Here is a 16,522-nt window from a genome sequence, read left to right as displayed (position 1 = left end):
CCTTATTAACAGAGTAAGACAATGGCAGATTTATCGAAATACAGAAACATTGGTATTTTCGCGCACGTTGACGCGGGTAAAACCACTACCACTGAGCGTATTCTTAAGCTTACTGGTAAAATCCATAAAACTGGTGAGGTTCACGATGGTGAATCGACTACAGACTTCATGGAGCAGGAAGCAGAGCGCGGTATTACTATCCAATCAGCTGCGGTAACTTGTGAGTGGAAAAACCACCGTCTAAACGTTATCGATACTCCTGGACACGTTGACTTTACAGTAGAAGTATACCGTTCACTGAAAGTTCTAGATGGCGGTATCGGTGTATTCTGTGGTTCTGGCGGTGTTGAACCTCAGTCAGAGACTAACTGGCGCTACGCGAACGAATCAGAAGTTGCTCGTATCATCTTCGTCAACAAACTGGACCGTATGGGTGCAGATTTCTTCAACGTTGTTGAACAAGTGAAGAACGTATTGGCAGCAAACCCACTGGTTATGACGCTACCGATCGGTCGTGAAGATGACTTCGTTGGTGTTGTAGACGTACTGAACCGTCAAGCCTACGTATGGGATGACTCAGGTCTGCCAGAAAACTACGAAATTAAAGAAGTTCCAGCAGATATGGTTGATCAAGTAGAAGAGTACCGTGAGCTTCTGATCGAATCGGCTGTAGAACAAGACGACGATCTGATGATGGCTTATATGGAAGGTGAAGAACCAACTGTTGAGCAAGTCAAAGCATGTATTCGTAAAGGGACTCGTGATCTGGCGTTCTTCCCAACTTTCTGTGGTTCTGCATTTAAGAACAAAGGTGTTCAGCTGGTTCTGGACGCAGTTGTTGATTACCTGCCAGACCCAACTGAAGTTGATCCACAAGACCTGACTGATCCACAAACTGGTGAGCCTACTGGTGAGAAAGCGATCGTTGACGCGGCAGAACCTCTGAAAGCGCTGGCATTCAAGATTATGGATGACCGCTTCGGTGCGCTGACTTTCATCCGTATCTACTCAGGTGTGATGAAGAAAGGCGATACAGTTCTTAACGCTGCAACCGGTAAAACTGAGCGTATCGGCCGTATGGTTGAGATGCAAGCTGATGACCGTACTGAAATCACTTCAGCACAAGCGGGTGACATCATTGCAGTTGTTGGTATGAAGAACGTTCAAACTGGTCACACACTGTGTGATCCAAAACACGAATGTACTCTGGAACCAATGATCTTCCCAGAACCAGTAATCTCTATCGCGGTTTCTCCGAAAGATAAAGGTTCAACTGAGAAAATGGGTATCGCGATCGGTAAGATGGTTGCAGAAGATCCATCATTCCAGGTTGAGACTGACGAAGATTCTGGCGAAACCATCCTGAAAGGTATGGGCGAACTTCACCTAGACATCAAAGTAGACATCCTGAAACGGACTTACGGCGTTGAGCTGGAAGTTGGTGCTCCTCAGGTGGCTTACCGTGAAACTATCACCAAAGCAATCGAAGATAGCTACACGCACAAGAAACAGTCTGGTGGTTCTGGTCAGTTCGGTAAGATCGACTACCGTATCAAACCAGGTGAGCCAAACTCTGGCTTCACTTTCAAATCAACTGTTGTTGGTGGTAACGTTCCTAAGGAATTCTGGCCAGCAGTTGAGAAAGGTTTTGAAGGCATGATGCAGCACGGTGTGCTGGCTGGCTTCCCGACTCTGGATGTTGAAGTTGAACTGTTCGACGGTGGCTTCCACGCAGTTGACTCATCTGCAATCGCATTTGAAATCGCAGCGAAAGGCGCATTCCGTCAGTCAATGCCAAAAGCGGGTGCTCAGCTTCTAGAACCTATCATGAAAGTTGACGTGTTCACTCCAGAAGACCACGTTGGTGACGTCATCGGTGACCTGAACCGTCGTCGTGGTATGATTAAAGACCAGCAAGCTGGTGTAACTGGCGTACGTATCAAAGCTGACGTTCCTCTTTCTGAAATGTTCGGCTACATCGGTACTCTACGTACGATGACTTCTGGTCGTGGTCAGTTCTCGATGGAGTTCGAAAAATACGCAGCATGTCCAGCAAACGTTGCTGAGAAAGTGATTGCAGAAGTTAAAGAGCGTAACGCTAAGAAGTAATTTTTAGGTTAACCCTTTAACGATAAAGCCCCGTAGCGAAAGCTAACGGGGCTTTTTGTTGTCATCTATAACCCGCCGGGCGGTGGTGACAGTTTGTAGTTGCGGTGAATCCGCGCTGAAACTTACTATGTCCGTTCGATGATGGTTCGCTCGATAATATCGAGTTCGTTTAAACCCGAAAACGTGAACGTTGCGATTTGTTCTTGTATCCAAGCGATAAAGACCTTGACCTTTTTCCTTTGCAGGTAGCTTTCAGGGGCACAGATATAGTAACTATAACGGGAGCGAATGGCCTGATGCCCAATGCGGATGAGTTTTCCTTCCTGAATATAGCGGTGGGCCAGAGTGTGCTTCATCAGGGCGACACCTTGTACGGCTAACGCCCCTTCCAATACAAACAGCGATCCTTCATACTGAAGTGTCGGGCACCCGGTCGGGGCACCGATAGAGTTTAGCCACAGTTCCCAGCTCATATCTGGGATCATATCTTCAATTAAATCAACGCGGTACAAGTCATTGACCGATTCGATTTGATGCTGTTTTTGATAAAGCGGATGACAAACGGGATAGAGCACTTCATCCATCAGCTTGATACTGGTCAGATTTTCATAGTTCCCTTGTCCATAACGAATACAGAGATCAACTGAATCATCCTGAAATGTCACCAATGCATCTTTCGGGTCGATCAGCAGTATGATATCCGGATGTTTCTGTCTGAACTCCTGAAGTTTGGGAACGAGCCAGTGTTGGGCAAAAGCTGGATGGGTCGAAATAGACAGCTGGTTCGGTGACGGATCCTGCGTTAAATGTTGTATACCCGCATAGAGTTCGGAAAACCCTTTTTGCGCATACTTATAGAGGATTTGTCCTTCTGTTGTCAGATGAACACGCCTGTGCTGACGAATGAACAATTCACATTTCAACCACTCCTCTAACTGACGAATTTGCTGACTGATTGCAGCGGCACTGACAAAGAGTTGTTCGGATGCAATTTTGAAACTGCCTGCTTGTGCTGCCATGTAAAAATAATAGACAGATTGTAAAGGAGGTAGGCGACTTTTCACTTAAGTTTTCCTTAATTGAGTGTCAGATTTTATCGTTTGTGCCATGAACTATTTTCGATGATTATTTAATCACGAAAACACCATATATCAAGGATAAACTATGAACGAGATTGTCAATAAAATTCAACCACCTTTGATTGATACTTATCGTTTTTGGGTTAAGAATATCTACTCTTTGATAAAACACTGGCAGCAAAATTATCAGACACGCCGACAATTATCAGAATTGCCGGAACATCTGTTGGAAGATATCGGTTTAAGTCGGGAAGACGCCCGGAAAGAGTGCCAAAAATATTTCTGGGATTAATCAACTATTATTCCGGTGTTTGTCTTTTGTACCAAGTATCCGAAAATCATTCGTTAGATTAACCATATGGATGATTTTCGGAGATGGCCTCTTCCCATACCACAAGCTTATCTTTTGGCCAGTGTAATCCGAGTTGGTGATATTGTTTCTCCAGTAAGTGCCTTTTGATTTTTAGTGTTGGTGTCAGAATACCATTCTCAATGCTCCAGTCATCTTTAACCATTAACACCCCTTTGATCTGCTCATGAGATTGCAATTCCTGATTGATCGTTGCGACGATACGTTTGGCTGAACGTTCATATCGGGCTTTATCGAAATTAGGGATGTGGTGCGGGACAACCAACAGTATTGGTCCGGGGAGACCCAAACCGATAAGACATAACATTTCAACGCGGCTGGCTTGATAGAGTTTTTTCTCAATCGGAACCGGAGAAACAAATTTACCTTTTGCTGTTTTGAAGGTGTCGTTTTTCCTCCCTACGAGGAACAGATAACCTTCCGAATCGATCTTGCCAATATCACCGGTTTTCAACCAGCCGTCATCAGTTAAGACTTCACGGGTTGCCTGTTCATTTTTGTAGTAACCTGTAAATAGCCCCTTACTCTGAACTAAGACTTCACCTTCTTCCGCTATCTTGAGCGTCACACCGGGCCCGGCAAGGCCGACACTACCTACTTTGGATTTCTGATAAGGATAGTTAAGTGTTGAGTAGGCGAAAGACTCCGTCATTCCCCAAGCCTCTGTAATCTTCAGGCCCAATTTATCGTACCAAAGTAATAAATCAGGAGAAACCGGAGCCGATCCGCAGCCGAGGACTCTCGCTTTATTCAAGCCTAATGCATGGGCGACCTTCTTGCGAATGATGGTTCGAATCAATGGGATTTTGAGGAGAAGATCAAGTCGTTTCTGTGGAACGGTATCGAGAATACGTTGCTGAAAAAGTGTCCATAACCGGGGGACTGAAATGAATAGTGTCGGGTTATGCATTTTAACATCTTCGATAAATGTATCGAGAGACTCCGGAAACGCTGTCTGCACTCCGGAAAAGATAGAAGAACCAAATATATAAACGCGTTCTGTGATATGAGCCAGAGGCAGATATGAGAACAGCCGATCATGGGTCTTGATGCCGATACACTGGCTTAACTGACGCACTGACCAAGCGAACCCCTCATAATTTAACATTGCCCCTTTGGGCGTACCGGATGTACCCGAGGTATATACAATTGACATCAATGATTGATCATGGTGTTCCGGCTTGTAGGTTGTGGGAGGATGATCATGAATCAGTTGGTGGTACTGATACTGGCAGTGTGGCGCACTATCATACGGGAGGGAAATACTGATCAAATCAGGTTTGTGGTTCAGAACTTCCATCACTGCTGTCATGTCATCCAGTTTGCCGATGAACGCTGCTTTGCACTCACTGTGAGTAAGACAATAATCGATGGTGTCTGCGTTGGCAGTTGGAAAAATCGGTACGCTGACAAAACCGCCCAGCATAATCGCCAGATCACAAATAAACCACTCAGCACAATTTTTCGAAATGATTGCGACCCGGTCTTCAGGTTTCAGGTTAAGCTCATGTAATGCACTGACCAACCTTTGAGCATGGTCGGCCACTTGAGCAAATGTATACGTCTCAAAGCGGCGATGTCTGATCTGTTTCAGATAGATATCATCAGGTCGCGATTCTGCCCAGTGGAGTAAACATTCGTAGGGTGTTGCCAACGAACTGCAATCGGTATGTGTTTGATGTCCTTTGTTGAGCATAGGGTATATCCATTATTAGACTGTATTATTTTTGGCGGCGCTTATGTCCATGAACTCCCGATAGTGATTTGGAGGGCGTCATCAGACACAGACCTTTATCTTTACTCGTACTATATGTATAGCTAGCCATAAGCTGGCTGTTCCAATGAATTTCAAAGTTTTGATTGGGTTAGCTTTACTTTAAGATTATTTCGATAAATTTGTTCTTTATGAAATTCGTTTTTGTGATGTATTTCGTGATAAGTCGTGTCGGAAAGTTACCCACTTCGCATCTTGATGTTCTCGGTAGCTGAAACAAAGGTATGGCGATTTAGTCGGAGAAATGACTGGGATCCGGCTCCGGGTATTTTCGGGTGATGTCTTTCAAAAACGCCTGATGGTTTCTCAGCGCATTGACACAATGTTTATCGAGTTTACCCTCAGCCACCATTTTCTCTAATTCCAGTAGGGCAAACGGGACAGAGCGAGCTTGTTTATAAGGTCGATGAGTGGTCAGGGCATCAAAAATATTCGCGACAGTGATGATTCTCGCGGAGACCGGAATGTCATCGGCTTTGAGACCGAACGGGTAACCGCTACCATCCATCAACTCATGATGATAGGAAACAATCTCTTTTAGGGTCTGGATGCAGGCATGATTCAGACAGTTGGCTCGGGACAAGACTGATTCAATAATCGCAATCCCTTTGTCAATATGCCCGATGACCTGTTTCCTTTCCATCACCCCCAGTCCACCGGGTTTTAACAGCAAATGATGTGGTATCGAGAGCTTACCGATATCATGCAACCGAGAAAAGAGCGTGATATGGTCGATCTGTTCATCGTCCAAATGATATTGCTGTGAGACGCCCTGGGCGATGATTTTGGTGAAATAATACATTCTCTCTTGATGATCGCGGCCTTGAGCCAGATGTCTCGGATTCTGTTTGAGAATGAAACCCGTCATATCCAGAATCTTATGGATGGTTTCATATTCACTCTCAATTGCCTGACGAATGGTATCAATATGCGTTGACAGTTGCTGGCAGAGCGACTCGTCGAAGCGATATCCTTCGGCAGTATTAATAAAAATAAAACCAATAAATTCATGTTCATAATACATCGGTGAGGCAAGTGATGCGCCAAAACGTTGCTGTTTGAGCCATTGGTTGTGAGGAGTATCGGTTTCCAGCGACTGAGTTGGCTCGTTGACACAACGATCACATTGCTCAACAGCACAGGCTTTCAGTACGGGGAGCTGGCTCAGCGGATATTCGTAGTGGCGTAAAATTTCATGATCCGGAGTGCTGTCGGCATAAGTTTTTAAGTGGTCTGAAAATGATTCGTACAGGGCGAATGAAATTCGGGCGATTTGAGGCAGTTGCTCGCGAATATGTTCATGAATTTCAACAAACTGCTCATTCAGACTGCGCTGATGGGATGTCTGTTGAATATCGTTGTGATCAAGATGGTTCATGTCGATACCCTTGCTACGATTTTCTCACCGATTCCTTACTTTTTAGTTTAGAAGAATTGTGCATAAAAATAGCAGTCAGTGGTCGAAAAAATTCATTCTTTCCACTCTCTCCGGTTGTGACAACGGCAGGTTCGGAGCAACTTTTCAGCGCGGAGGTTTTTTTGACGAGTGGTTAGACCTGTTTTTTAACCGAGTCCCGCCTGATCAACGTCGGTGAAAAACGCAGCGGTTGCGATTCTGACGGGGTGCCTTTGGCTAGATTGAGCGCTAGCTGTGCAGCTTGTTCCCCCATCAGTTGAATCGGGTAGAGAACCGTGGTTAATTTAGGGCTGACATAGCGAGCAATTAATGCATCATCAAAACCGACAATGGAGACCTGATCCGGTAACTTTAAGCCGTTTTCTTCCAATACAAAAATTGCACCGGCGGCCATATTATCGTTGTAGGCAACGATCGCTGTGATATCCAGCGATTTTAGCAATAAGTTGGTGGTGGCGATTTCGCCCCCTTCGGTATTGGGCTCTGCTTGTTCAATATAACTGGCAGGCAGTAAGATGCCATAATCATGAAGCGCCGCTTTATATCCGCAAATACGTTGGTCGGTATCTTCAATCAGGTGTGAAGAACTGATGCAGGCAATATTGCGATGACCATTTTTAATCAGATATTCCGTCGCCAGATATGCCCCTTTAAAATTATCCAGAGAGATACAGCGATCCGCGATTTCAGGAATGTAACGATTAATCACAACCAGTGACTTGACCTCACGGGCATAGTCGATCAGCTCTTCATCTGTAAGTGCTTTCGCATGAATGACCAGCGCATCACAACGACTGTTGATCAACAGCTCCATGGCTTTGCGTTCCTGTTCAGCATGATGATAACCATGACCGATCAGTACCTGTTTACCATTCGCGTGGGCTATTTTATCGACAGCTTTCACCAGTGTGCCAAAAAATGGATCGGATACATCATTGACCAGAACACCGATAATATTGGTGCTTTGACTCACCAGAGCCCGGGCTGCGGCATTGGGACGATAGCCTAACTTTTGCATTGCGGCTTTTACTGCCGTAATCGATGACTGACTGGCTTTCGGAGACTGATTCACGACACGCGAAACGGTTGCGACGGACACACCGGCTTCACGTGCAACGTCTTTGATCGTTGCCATTGCATTCCTCTATACATCATTCAGATAAAACATGGCGCAGCGAAACGATGACATCACAGCCCGTTAAATTAAGATGGGATATGTCTTCGGATGATGCCATCCTGATGATCTTTTCTGTAAACACGCGGATTCTATCATGAACGTACAGGCATAAAAATGTAGCGACCGCAAAAGTCTGCGTTTTCGTGAGGGCAATATAAAATAAGGCCTCGGTGAAGAGGCCCTGAATTGTCAGGCCAATACCTGAGTGAGGATTTGGTCGATTTTAGGCCAGTGTTCCGGATGAATCCCCGCGTAATTGACATACTTCGGGGCGTGACGATCATTTTCCAGAGGATGCTCCCAACCACACGTGTGTTTGACGAAAAGGTGTGCAAAGGCCTCTGAAACTTCAAGACAACCAGTGAGAACCGTATCGACATACGTTTGCAGGATTGGGCTCTCATGACTTGGTGGCATTGGTTCATTCTTGACATAAACCCACACCGCATCTTGCTCGGAAAGTGACAATTCAGTCTCGATGTTGTCGACCTCTAGCTGAATACGATGGTATCCCCGCTCACGCTGGTCAAACTGGGCCAGTTCTTGGGTTGATACATTGAGCAGCACCCCATTTACGATACCGTCACCGAGCTGAGCAACCAGTGGTGAAGCTTGATAGCTGTCATCCACCATCCCCCAGGTTCGGGTTAAGCCGTCAACCACAGCCGGGCAGGTTACACCGGTCTGTCCGGTCAACTGTCGTGAAGATGAATTCATCAGGCTCCCATAGCCAAAAATGTAAATTGCCACAAAACCTCCGCTGTGATGCCGTTATTTACTCTGTATCGGTGTGATTGAGATAGGCTTTAACTTCTGATGTCATGCGCGCTTTTTCTGCGGCTGAGATAAAACTGGCTTCAATCGCATTAAGTGTGAACTGAGCGAGTTCAGCATGAGTCATCTCGTGGGCGTTGGCAACTGCCATGAAGTTATCAGTCATATAACCACCGAAATAAGCCGGATCATCGGAATTAATTGTGACACATAGCCCTTGTCGCAATAACGCGACGATGTTGTGCTGCTGCATATGTTCAAATACGCGTAGCTTGATATTGGAAAGCGGACAAACCGTAAGCGGCATTCGTGTCTCGGCCAGTTGTTGCACCAGTTGTGGATCTTCGACACAACGAACCCCGTGATCCACCCGTTGTACGCCCAGAAGATTCAATGCATCGTCGATGTTACTGGCCGGACCTTCTTCTCCCGCATGGGCGACGGGAATAAAGCCCGCATCCCGTGCCATTTGGAATACTCGGGCAAATTTTTCCGGTGGGTGACCTTGCTCCGAAGAATCCAGCCCAACGCCGATGATTTTATCCTGATAAGGCAGGGCCTGTTTTAAGGTTTCAATGGCATCGGCTTCGCTGAGATGACGCAGGAAACACATGATTAACTGACTGGAAATGCCCAACTCTTGTTTGGCTTTGTCTAACGCAGCAAAGATACCGTTGACCACGGTTTCAAATGCAACTCCACGGGCAGTATGTGTCTGTGGGTCAAAAAAGATTTCAGTATGGATGACATGATCAGCCTGACAGCGCAGGAGGTAAGCCCAGGTCAAGTCAAAGAAATCCTGTTCATCAATCAATACATTGGCACCTTGATAATAGATATCAAGGAAGGATTGCAAATTGGTAAACTGATAAGCGGCCTGAACTTCTTCGGGTGTATTGAATGGAATATTGACCTGATTACGTTTTGCCAGTTGAAACATCAATTCTGGTTCGAGTGTGCCTTCAATATGAAGATGTAACTCTACTTTGGGTAGATTCTGGATAAAGTTTTGCATATCTGCCTCTGTAACAATCAGGTAATCAATAGAGAATCAAAGTGATTCAATGATATTTGATGATGATAGCGGTGTGTAATATATTTGTTTGGCCCGCCATAATATCAGTGCCACGGATTCTACTGAAAAAATACGTCTTGTTCATCACTTGTCTGGCAAAGAATCTGTGCTTTGCTAGCAGGTTCGATATGGTGAGGGGTTGACGAGTTTGAGCAGATCCAATGGAGAGGCGAGTGACGAATGTCATAACAGAAAGGCCGACACATCAGTGCCGGCCTTTCGTTTTAATCAATGAGAGATGAATACACACGAAATGAACTCATGCATCATGCTGATTTAGTTATTGCTGTGGAGTTCATCATTGAGTTCTACTGCTGATTTGTTGGCAAGACACTCGACCTGACCGGTCTGAGAGTTACGTCTGAACAGTAGATCGGAGACTCCTGCTAAATCACGCGCTTTGACCACTTCAACTTTGTTGCCATCTCTATCCAGCATTTGGACTTTGGTTCCGGCAGTGATATATAAGCCAGATTCAAGCGTACAGCGATCACCCAGAGGGAAGCCCAGCCCGGCATTTGCACCGAGGAGTGAGTTTTCACCGATAGATACAACAACTTTACCACCACCGGAGAGCGTCCCCATGATGGATGCACCGCCACCGATATCTGAACCATTGCCGACAAGTACGCCCGCAGAAATCCGGCCTTCAACCATACTGACACCTGTCGTTCCGGCGTTAAAGTTAATAAATCCTTCATGCATGACGGTGGTGCCTTCGCCCACATGTGCGCCCAAACGAACACGTGAGGTATCCGCAATCCGAACGCCTGCCGGTACAACGTAGTCAACCATCTTCGGAAACTTATCGACGCAGTCAACGCTGAGGATACGACCAGCCAGGCGGGCTTCCATTTGGCGTTCCGGGAGTTCCGGTAAGTCAATCGGCCCTTCGTTGGTCCAGGCAATGTTATGGAGTAGGCCGAAGATGCCATCGAGTACGGTGCCGTGTGGTTGAACCAAACGGTGTGAGATCAACTGAAGCTTAAGGAATCCTTCTGCGACGGTTTGCGGTTTGTCATCGCTTGCCAGAATCACACCGACAAGTGGCTGTTCAGATGACGCTGCCTGCGTGGCAAACGCTGCGCTGGCCGTTTCCTGCTGAGACTGAAACGCTTGCGCCAACTCTGCGGCCTGAGCCTGCGTGATTTCAAATGTTTCGTTGCCACCCTGATAGTCGAGTATTGGGGTCAGTTGGGAAACCAAAGCATCACTCGGGTTGAGAATCGGGGTTGGAAAATATGCTTCGATAACTTTTCCGTCACGGTTTTTCGTTGCTGTGCCAAGCGCTAGTGCAAAATAAGCCATTGTTTTCTCCGTTGATGAATCGCGTTGTGACGTTAGTTCATGATGTTGAACCATTTGTCTGAGTAAGCAACGCGGGCATTGAAATCAGATATGACCATCATAAAGAGCCACTAAACAGGATGAAAGCCTTCAAACGCAGAACGTCTGTCAATCGATATGAATTGTCGTTTTAGCGATATATCATCCTATAAAGAAACTTTTAATCAGGCCGCCTGATCATCGGAATCTGTGGTCGCTGCTTTAGGCGCTGACTTCTTTTCTGACTTGGGTTTGGCCGGTGCCGGTCTGCGTTTGGCACCTAAGGCGTACAGCACTTCTTCTTTGTTTTGTGCCAGATACATTGCCAGTTCTTCTTGCTTTTCTTCATTATCCACTAATTCACTCTTGCTGAGTAAAGTGAATAATTCATCTGCCATATCGAGCATTTTGTCATAAGCATCTGCCTCGGCTTTAGAGGTAAAAGTCATTTTTTCTTCTCCATTCCGCTCGACCACGTACTTGACGATTACAGCCATGGTAATTCCTCTGTTTTGGTTGAATGATAAAATACTGTTATTTTATACAGTAAAAATATTCATAAGTCTATTCATTGCGACGCCATTCAAAGCAAAACTGAATAAAGCATTTCAAGAGCGGATTTTGATATTTCTCTTTGTGGACCAGTAGCCAGAAGCGTCGGCGCATATCCAAAGGGACTGATAACGAGACAACCCGACCATCCTGTAAAGCTGCTTTTGCCGCCAGTCGGGACAGACAGCCGAATCCTAATCCGGCAGATACACTGTTAATCAGCGCTTCGGTCGTATTGAGTTCAAATGCTTCATACCATCTTTCCAGACGTGGCGCGATGGTGCGGAGAAAAAATTCTCTGGAGCCGGAACCCGCTTCACGTAGCAACCACTGGCTATGCTCAAAATCTGATAACTGAACATTAGCTTTTTGGGTCAGCGGATGTTCAGGCGCGCAGATGATGCACATTTCATCCTGACTAAATTGTTTGGACACCAAGGCCGGATGTAACGTTTTTCCTTCAATTAAGGCAATATCCAGCTCGTAATCGACGAGTTTTTGGCAAATTTGAGCGGAATTCGAAATAAATAACGTTTGGGTACTGTGCTGATATTGTTGCCGGAAATGACTCAGCAGGTAAGGCGCGACTTGATTACCGATGGTATCACTGGCACCAATCCGTAACTGTCCGTGCAGCCGGTTTTCATGCTCAAACAGCCGGGGAATATTATTGGCCCGGTTTAACAGTTCATCGGCTAAAGGGAGCAGTTTACGGCCTTCTTGATTAAGAATTAGTCGATGATTGACCCGGTCAAATAGTGCATGTCCCAACTGTTTCTCCAACTCCGAGAGCGCCATACTCACGGCTGCTTTTGACAGAAATAGCTCTTCTGAGGCTTCTGTTAGGGTGCTGTTACGGGTGACTACCGTAAAAATGTGCAACTGGCGGAGTGTAATATGAGTGAGCATATTGGATTCAGTTTTCAACGGATAAGAATCTACATCTTTCGATATTTTATCTTTTTATTCAAGTCGCCGACATGGGAAAGCTGACAAGCAATATGCTAATCTAGTCAGCAATGATGATTTCTCAACCCGGATAACGCTTGTTTACTGTTTATCATTCAAATCAACTTGATACGCTCAAGATCCTGCTGGTTCATTTAATTAAAAGTGAGCCATTGACTCACCCGTTTGAAGCCGAGCAAATTTTGGTTCAGAGTCCGGGGATGTCGCAATGGCTGAAAATGACACTGGCACAGGAGCTGGGAATCACGGCCAACATTAATTTCCCGTTGCCGGCGACGTTTATCTGGGAGATGTTTGCCAGTGTGTTACCGGGGGTACCGAAGCGGAGTGCTTTCAATAAAGAAGCCATAACCTGGAAGCTGATGCGGCTTTTACCGGAGATGCTTGACCAAGCCGAGTTTATGCCGTTGCAGCAGTATCTGGCGGATGATGATTCTGCATTGAAACGTTTTCAGCTGGCTGAAAAAATTGCCGATATTTTCGATGGTTACCTGGTTTATCGTCCCGACTGGATCGAGTGTTGGGAAGCCGATAAAACGATTGAATCACTGGCTGAACGTCATCCGTGGCAACCGATATTGTGGCAACGTTTGTTTGAGGACACCAAGCGGTTGGGGCAGTCCCATTATCATCGGGGCAATTTGTATCAACAGTTTATCGAACAGTTACAACAGACTCAGATTCCGGACGGTGTGCTGCCCAAGCGGTTATTTATTTTTGGTATAACGGCGCTGCCGCCTCGTTATCTGGATGCGCTGCAAGCACTGGGTGAGCAGACGGATGTCCACCTGATGCTGACCAATCCGTGTCAGCATTATTGGGGGGAAATCCGGGACCGAAAATATTTGGCCCGTGTCGCGAGTCTGAAGCGTAAACAGGTTGTATTACAGGATGGTCGATGGGTTATCGGTGGCGAGCGTTCGCCATTAAAAGGGGGCATCGACGGCAATCTTGAGGATGAATTGCATTTGCAGCAAGCGGTTGGCAATAGCTTGCTGGCATCGATGGGGAAACTTGGCCGGGATAATCTTTATCTGCTGTCGCAGATCGAGAGCGAAGAGCATGAGTTTTTTATTGTTCCCCCCCGGGATACGCTGTTACACCAGATTCAGGCCGATATCTTCCATCTCGAAGAGCATCAGGACGATCAGATTCTGACCTCCAGCGAGCACAAACAGAAGATTGACGATGGTGATGATTCTTTATCGATCCATCAGTGCCATAGTCCGCTGCGAGAAGTGGAAGTGCTGCATGATGAACTGTTGTCACTGTTTGACCGCAACCCTGAGATCAACCCTCGCGATGTGATTGTGATGGTTGCCGATATCAATACTTATAGTCCGGTGATTGAAGCGGTATTCGGCAATGCATCTGCCGAGCGCTATATCCCTTTTTCTATCTCTGATCGCACTGCGGATCAAGAATCCCCGGTTTTGCAGGCCTTCATGCGGTTGCTCCAACTGCCGCGTTCCCGTTGTCTGGCTTCTGAGTTACTTGAATTGTTGGAAACCCCGACGATGATGGCGCGTTTTGAGATCAATGAAGCCGAATTTTTACAGGCAAAAGGTTGGGTTGAAGCCTCCGGAATTCGTTGGGGATTGAATGAGCAGACGGCGAGCGAATTCGATTTACCGCCGACGCGACAGAACACGTGGGAATTCGGGATTGACCGAATGCTTGCCGGCTATGCGATGTCCGATTCAGCAACCATGCTGGAACTGGGTGATCACAATGTTGCCCCGTATAACGAAATTCAGGGGCTCGACGCTGAGCTGGCCGGAAAACTGGCTGCGTTTATCGGCCGGATTCGCGATTACCGCCGGCAACTGCGACAGACATTACCGGTTGCCGAATGGCGCGAGTTACTGCATGGCTTGCTCGATGATTTTTTTGTTGCTGCGGTGGAAGAGGAAGTCAGCTTTCAGCACATCCGCGATACACTCAACCACCTTCAGGAACAATTGCAGGACGCTCACTATCAGGAACCCATCGCTCCGGACATTTTATATCACTATCTTGCCGGGCAGTTATCCAATGCCCGTGTCAGTCAGCGTTTTTTAGCCGGCCAAGTCAACTTCTGTACCTTGATGCCGATGCGCTCGATTCCTTTTCGGGTGGTGTGCTTACTGGGGATGAACGATGGGATTTACCCCCGAACGGTGCCAGCCGAGGGCTTTGACTTAATGATCGAGCAGGCTCGCCCCGGGGATCGTTCGCGGCGGGACGATGATCGCTATCTGTTTCTTGAGGCATTGCTCTCCGCCCGGGAGCGTCTTTATATCAGTTATGTCGGACGTTCTGTGCAAGATAATAGTATCAGTTTGCCATCGGTTCTGGTGAGTGAGCTGGTGGCATATTGCCATCAGAATTACTGTCTGGATGGTGATCAAGCGCTTGCCAGTGATATCTCCGGTGAGCGTCTGGTCCAACACTTGACTTGTTCTCATCCGATGGTGCCGTACAGTCCTGACGCATTTGCCGGTCCACATGGGAGTTATGCCCGGGAGTGGCTGCCGGCCGCGACGGGGACGGCGTTACCCTCGCCAATGGCAGAGACGTCGCCATTACCTGACTTTTTCGCGGATGTGACATTTCCGTTGGAACTGGACTTTGTTGAACTACAGCGTTTCTGGCGTTTGCCCGTTCAGTATTTTTTCAACCGTCGTTTACGGGTTTGGTTCGAAAATGAGTTGGTGTCATTACAAGATGAAGAGCCGTTTTCACTCAATGGTCTGGCCCGTTATCAACTGCTGGATGAATTAGTGGCTGTCCTGCTTGAGGCGCGTCGCACTGCTTCTGAGCAGACAAGTCATTCGAGCACGGCTGCGCAATTGTCGGAAACTCAACAGGTTGAGTATTTTATTCAAGCAAAGCGGGCACAAGGACAACTCCCGGTCGGGGCTTTTGGTGAACTTGAATTCCGAGAGAATTATGAACAAGCGCTGGCGCTGACAGAAGTCATTGATAGTCTGTGTCAGCAGCCGAAGTCCGACTGTGAGCTCAATCTCACCACCACGGTTTTAGGCGCTGAGCGCCCGATTCAATTGCTCGGCTGGGTGACCCGTTATTTTCAATCCGGTCTGGTGCGCTATCGGGTGGGTCGAATCCGGGCGCAGGATTATTTGTCGGCATGGCTGGATCATCTTGCTGTCGCGGTGATGGGTGAATCCTGTCCGACTCATCTTATCGGTTATGAGCGCAAAAATGGGGTTCAGCATCTTTACTATCCGCCAATCGCTGCCCGGCAAGCCAAAACCTATCTGGATGAGTTTGTCCGGCTCTACATTGAGGGCATGAATCAGCCTTTAGCTTATTTTCCGCAAGTGGCGTTGGCTGGGATTGAAGCGGGTTTCAACCGTCAGCGGGAATGGCATGAAGATGAGGAAAAAGCAGCGAAAAAAATGCAAGAGGCTTTCATCGGTAATGACTTTAGCGTGGTTGGCGGTGAAGGGCAAAATGCGTATATTGCCCGCGTCTGGCCGCAGTGGTCAGAGACTTTAAGTCAGGTGGTACGTTCTTATGCCGCACAGGTTTTGCAGCCCCCCATGCTTTGGGCAAAAGAGTGGGCAGAAGAGCATCCAGACGAACAGTGACGTTCACGATATCACCAAAGCGATCAGTTCGAGATGGTGCACAGAGGAAAGTGGGTGGCCGCCAGGAAATCGTTATTTTGTGTAGGGTGTTTGCTGTACGGCCACAGGTCAGAGGGACCACAATTCGGTGAGTCGGACATGCCATTCATCTGAGAGTGGTGTTCAACTCGGAACGAGATATTAATGATGAAAGAGTTAGTTATCCGTGAATCAGATCTCACTCTCTTGTCAGGCATAACAGGCGTGAATCGATTTATGTCAATTCTATTGCTTAGATCACACTCCATTATGCTGAACCGACGGTTAA

Annotated in this window: 12 protein-coding genes; 3 read left to right on the top strand and 9 right to left on the bottom strand. The window is 47.0% G+C overall.

Annotated elements, in window-relative coordinates; genetic code table 11:
- Positions 1-21: 21 nt before the first annotated feature.
- The gene (fusA, locus tag AC55NX_RS01465; protein ID WP_496994129.1) at positions 22-2,109 is read left to right on the top strand and encodes an elongation factor G; all 2,088 of its coding nucleotides are present in this window, start codon (positions 22-24) and stop codon (positions 2,107-2,109) included.
- A 125-nt stretch (positions 2,110-2,234) separates the two neighbouring features.
- On the opposite strand, the gene AC55NX_RS01460 is transcribed toward fusA, so the two are convergent.
- The gene (locus AC55NX_RS01460; protein WP_496994128.1) at positions 2,235-3,173 is read right to left on the bottom strand and encodes a LysR substrate-binding domain-containing protein; all 939 of its coding nucleotides are present in this window, start codon (positions 3,171-3,173) and stop codon (positions 2,235-2,237) included.
- A gap of 100 nt (positions 3,174-3,273) precedes the next feature.
- On the opposite strand from AC55NX_RS01460, the gene AC55NX_RS01455 reads away from it, so the two are divergent.
- Positions 3,274-3,480 carry a DUF1127 domain-containing protein gene (locus AC55NX_RS01455; RefSeq protein ID WP_496994127.1) on the top strand — a complete coding sequence of 69 codons (207 nt, stop codon included), beginning with the start codon at positions 3,274-3,276 and terminating at the stop codon, positions 3,478-3,480.
- Positions 3,481-3,538: 58 nt separating this feature from the next.
- Here the strand turns inward: AC55NX_RS01455 and AC55NX_RS01450 are convergent, their stop codons facing one another.
- The 8 genes from AC55NX_RS01450 to AC55NX_RS01415 all read right to left on the bottom strand — a co-directional run bounded on the left by AC55NX_RS01450 (position 3,539) and on the right by AC55NX_RS01415 (position 12,562).
- Positions 3,539-5,254 carry an AMP-binding protein gene (locus AC55NX_RS01450; protein WP_496994126.1) on the bottom strand — a complete coding sequence of 572 codons (1,716 nt, stop codon included), beginning with the start codon at positions 5,252-5,254 and terminating at the stop codon, positions 3,539-3,541.
- Between the two features lie 310 nt (positions 5,255-5,564).
- Positions 5,565-6,710, bottom strand: a complete 1,146-nt coding sequence (locus AC55NX_RS01445) for an HD-GYP domain-containing protein (RefSeq protein WP_496994125.1) — start codon at positions 6,708-6,710, stop codon at positions 5,565-5,567.
- 172 nt (positions 6,711-6,882) lie between these two features.
- Positions 6,883-7,884: a substrate-binding domain-containing protein gene (locus AC55NX_RS01440; RefSeq protein WP_496994124.1), complete on the bottom strand. Its 1,002-nt coding sequence runs from the start codon at positions 7,882-7,884 to the stop codon at positions 6,883-6,885.
- Positions 7,885-8,115: 231 nt separating this feature from the next.
- Entirely contained in the window at positions 8,116-8,670 is a 555-nt protein-coding gene (locus AC55NX_RS01435) for a gamma-glutamylcyclotransferase family protein (RefSeq protein ID WP_496994247.1), read from the bottom strand.
- Positions 8,671-8,701: 31 nt separating this feature from the next.
- Complete coding sequence (locus AC55NX_RS01430) at positions 8,702-9,715, bottom strand: adenosine deaminase (RefSeq protein ID WP_496994123.1); 1,014 nt, start codon at positions 9,713-9,715, stop codon at positions 8,702-8,704.
- Between the two features lie 336 nt (positions 9,716-10,051).
- Positions 10,052-11,083: a 2,3,4,5-tetrahydropyridine-2,6-dicarboxylate N-succinyltransferase gene (dapD, locus tag AC55NX_RS01425; protein WP_496994122.1), complete on the bottom strand. Its 1,032-nt coding sequence runs from the start codon at positions 11,081-11,083 to the stop codon at positions 10,052-10,054.
- Between the two features lie 203 nt (positions 11,084-11,286).
- Complete coding sequence (locus AC55NX_RS01420) at positions 11,287-11,598, bottom strand: YebG family protein (protein ID WP_496994121.1); 312 nt, start codon at positions 11,596-11,598, stop codon at positions 11,287-11,289.
- Positions 11,599-11,665: 67 nt separating this feature from the next.
- Positions 11,666-12,562 (bottom strand): LysR substrate-binding domain-containing protein, encoded by an 897-nt coding sequence (locus tag AC55NX_RS01415; protein WP_496994120.1) that lies wholly within the window; start codon positions 12,560-12,562, stop codon positions 11,666-11,668.
- 137 nt (positions 12,563-12,699) lie between these two features.
- On the opposite strand from AC55NX_RS01415, the gene recC reads away from it, so the two are divergent.
- Entirely contained in the window at positions 12,700-16,215 is a 3,516-nt protein-coding gene (gene recC / locus AC55NX_RS01410; protein ID WP_496994119.1) for an exodeoxyribonuclease V subunit gamma, read from the top strand.
- Positions 16,216-16,522 lie beyond the last annotated feature (307 nt).

This window comes from Vibrio rubrogenes, from assembly GCF_059641415.1.
Note: the sequence above shows the minus strand (reverse complement) of the source record. Positions and strands in the feature narration are given on the sequence as shown.

What these genes read in the sequence shown, in the direction of transcription:
- fusA (WP_496994129.1), top strand. Translation starts at nt 22, where the DNA reads ATGGCAGATTTATCGAAATACAGAAACATTGGTATTTTCGCGCACGTT.
- AC55NX_RS01455 (WP_496994127.1), top strand. Translation starts at nt 3,274, where the DNA reads ATGAACGAGATTGTCAATAAAATTCAACCACCTTTGATTGATACTTAT.
- AC55NX_RS01450 (WP_496994126.1), bottom strand. Translation starts at nt 5,254, where the DNA reads ATGCTCAACAAAGGACATCAAACACATACCGATTGCAGTTCGTTGGCA.
- AC55NX_RS01445 (WP_496994125.1), bottom strand. Translation starts at nt 6,710, where the DNA reads ATGAACCATCTTGATCACAACGATATTCAACAGACATCCCATCAGCGC.
- AC55NX_RS01440 (WP_496994124.1), bottom strand. Translation starts at nt 7,884, where the DNA reads ATGGCAACGATCAAAGACGTTGCACGTGAAGCCGGTGTGTCCGTCGCA.
- AC55NX_RS01430 (WP_496994123.1), bottom strand. Translation starts at nt 9,715, where the DNA reads ATGCAAAACTTTATCCAGAATCTACCCAAAGTAGAGTTACATCTTCAT.
- dapD (WP_496994122.1), bottom strand. Translation starts at nt 11,083, where the DNA reads ATGGCTTATTTTGCACTAGCGCTTGGCACAGCAACGAAAAACCGTGAC.
- AC55NX_RS01420 (WP_496994121.1), bottom strand. Translation starts at nt 11,598, where the DNA reads ATGGCTGTAATCGTCAAGTACGTGGTCGAGCGGAATGGAGAAGAAAAA.
- AC55NX_RS01415 (WP_496994120.1), bottom strand. Translation starts at nt 12,562, where the DNA reads ATGCTCACTCATATTACACTCCGCCAGTTGCACATTTTTACGGTAGTC.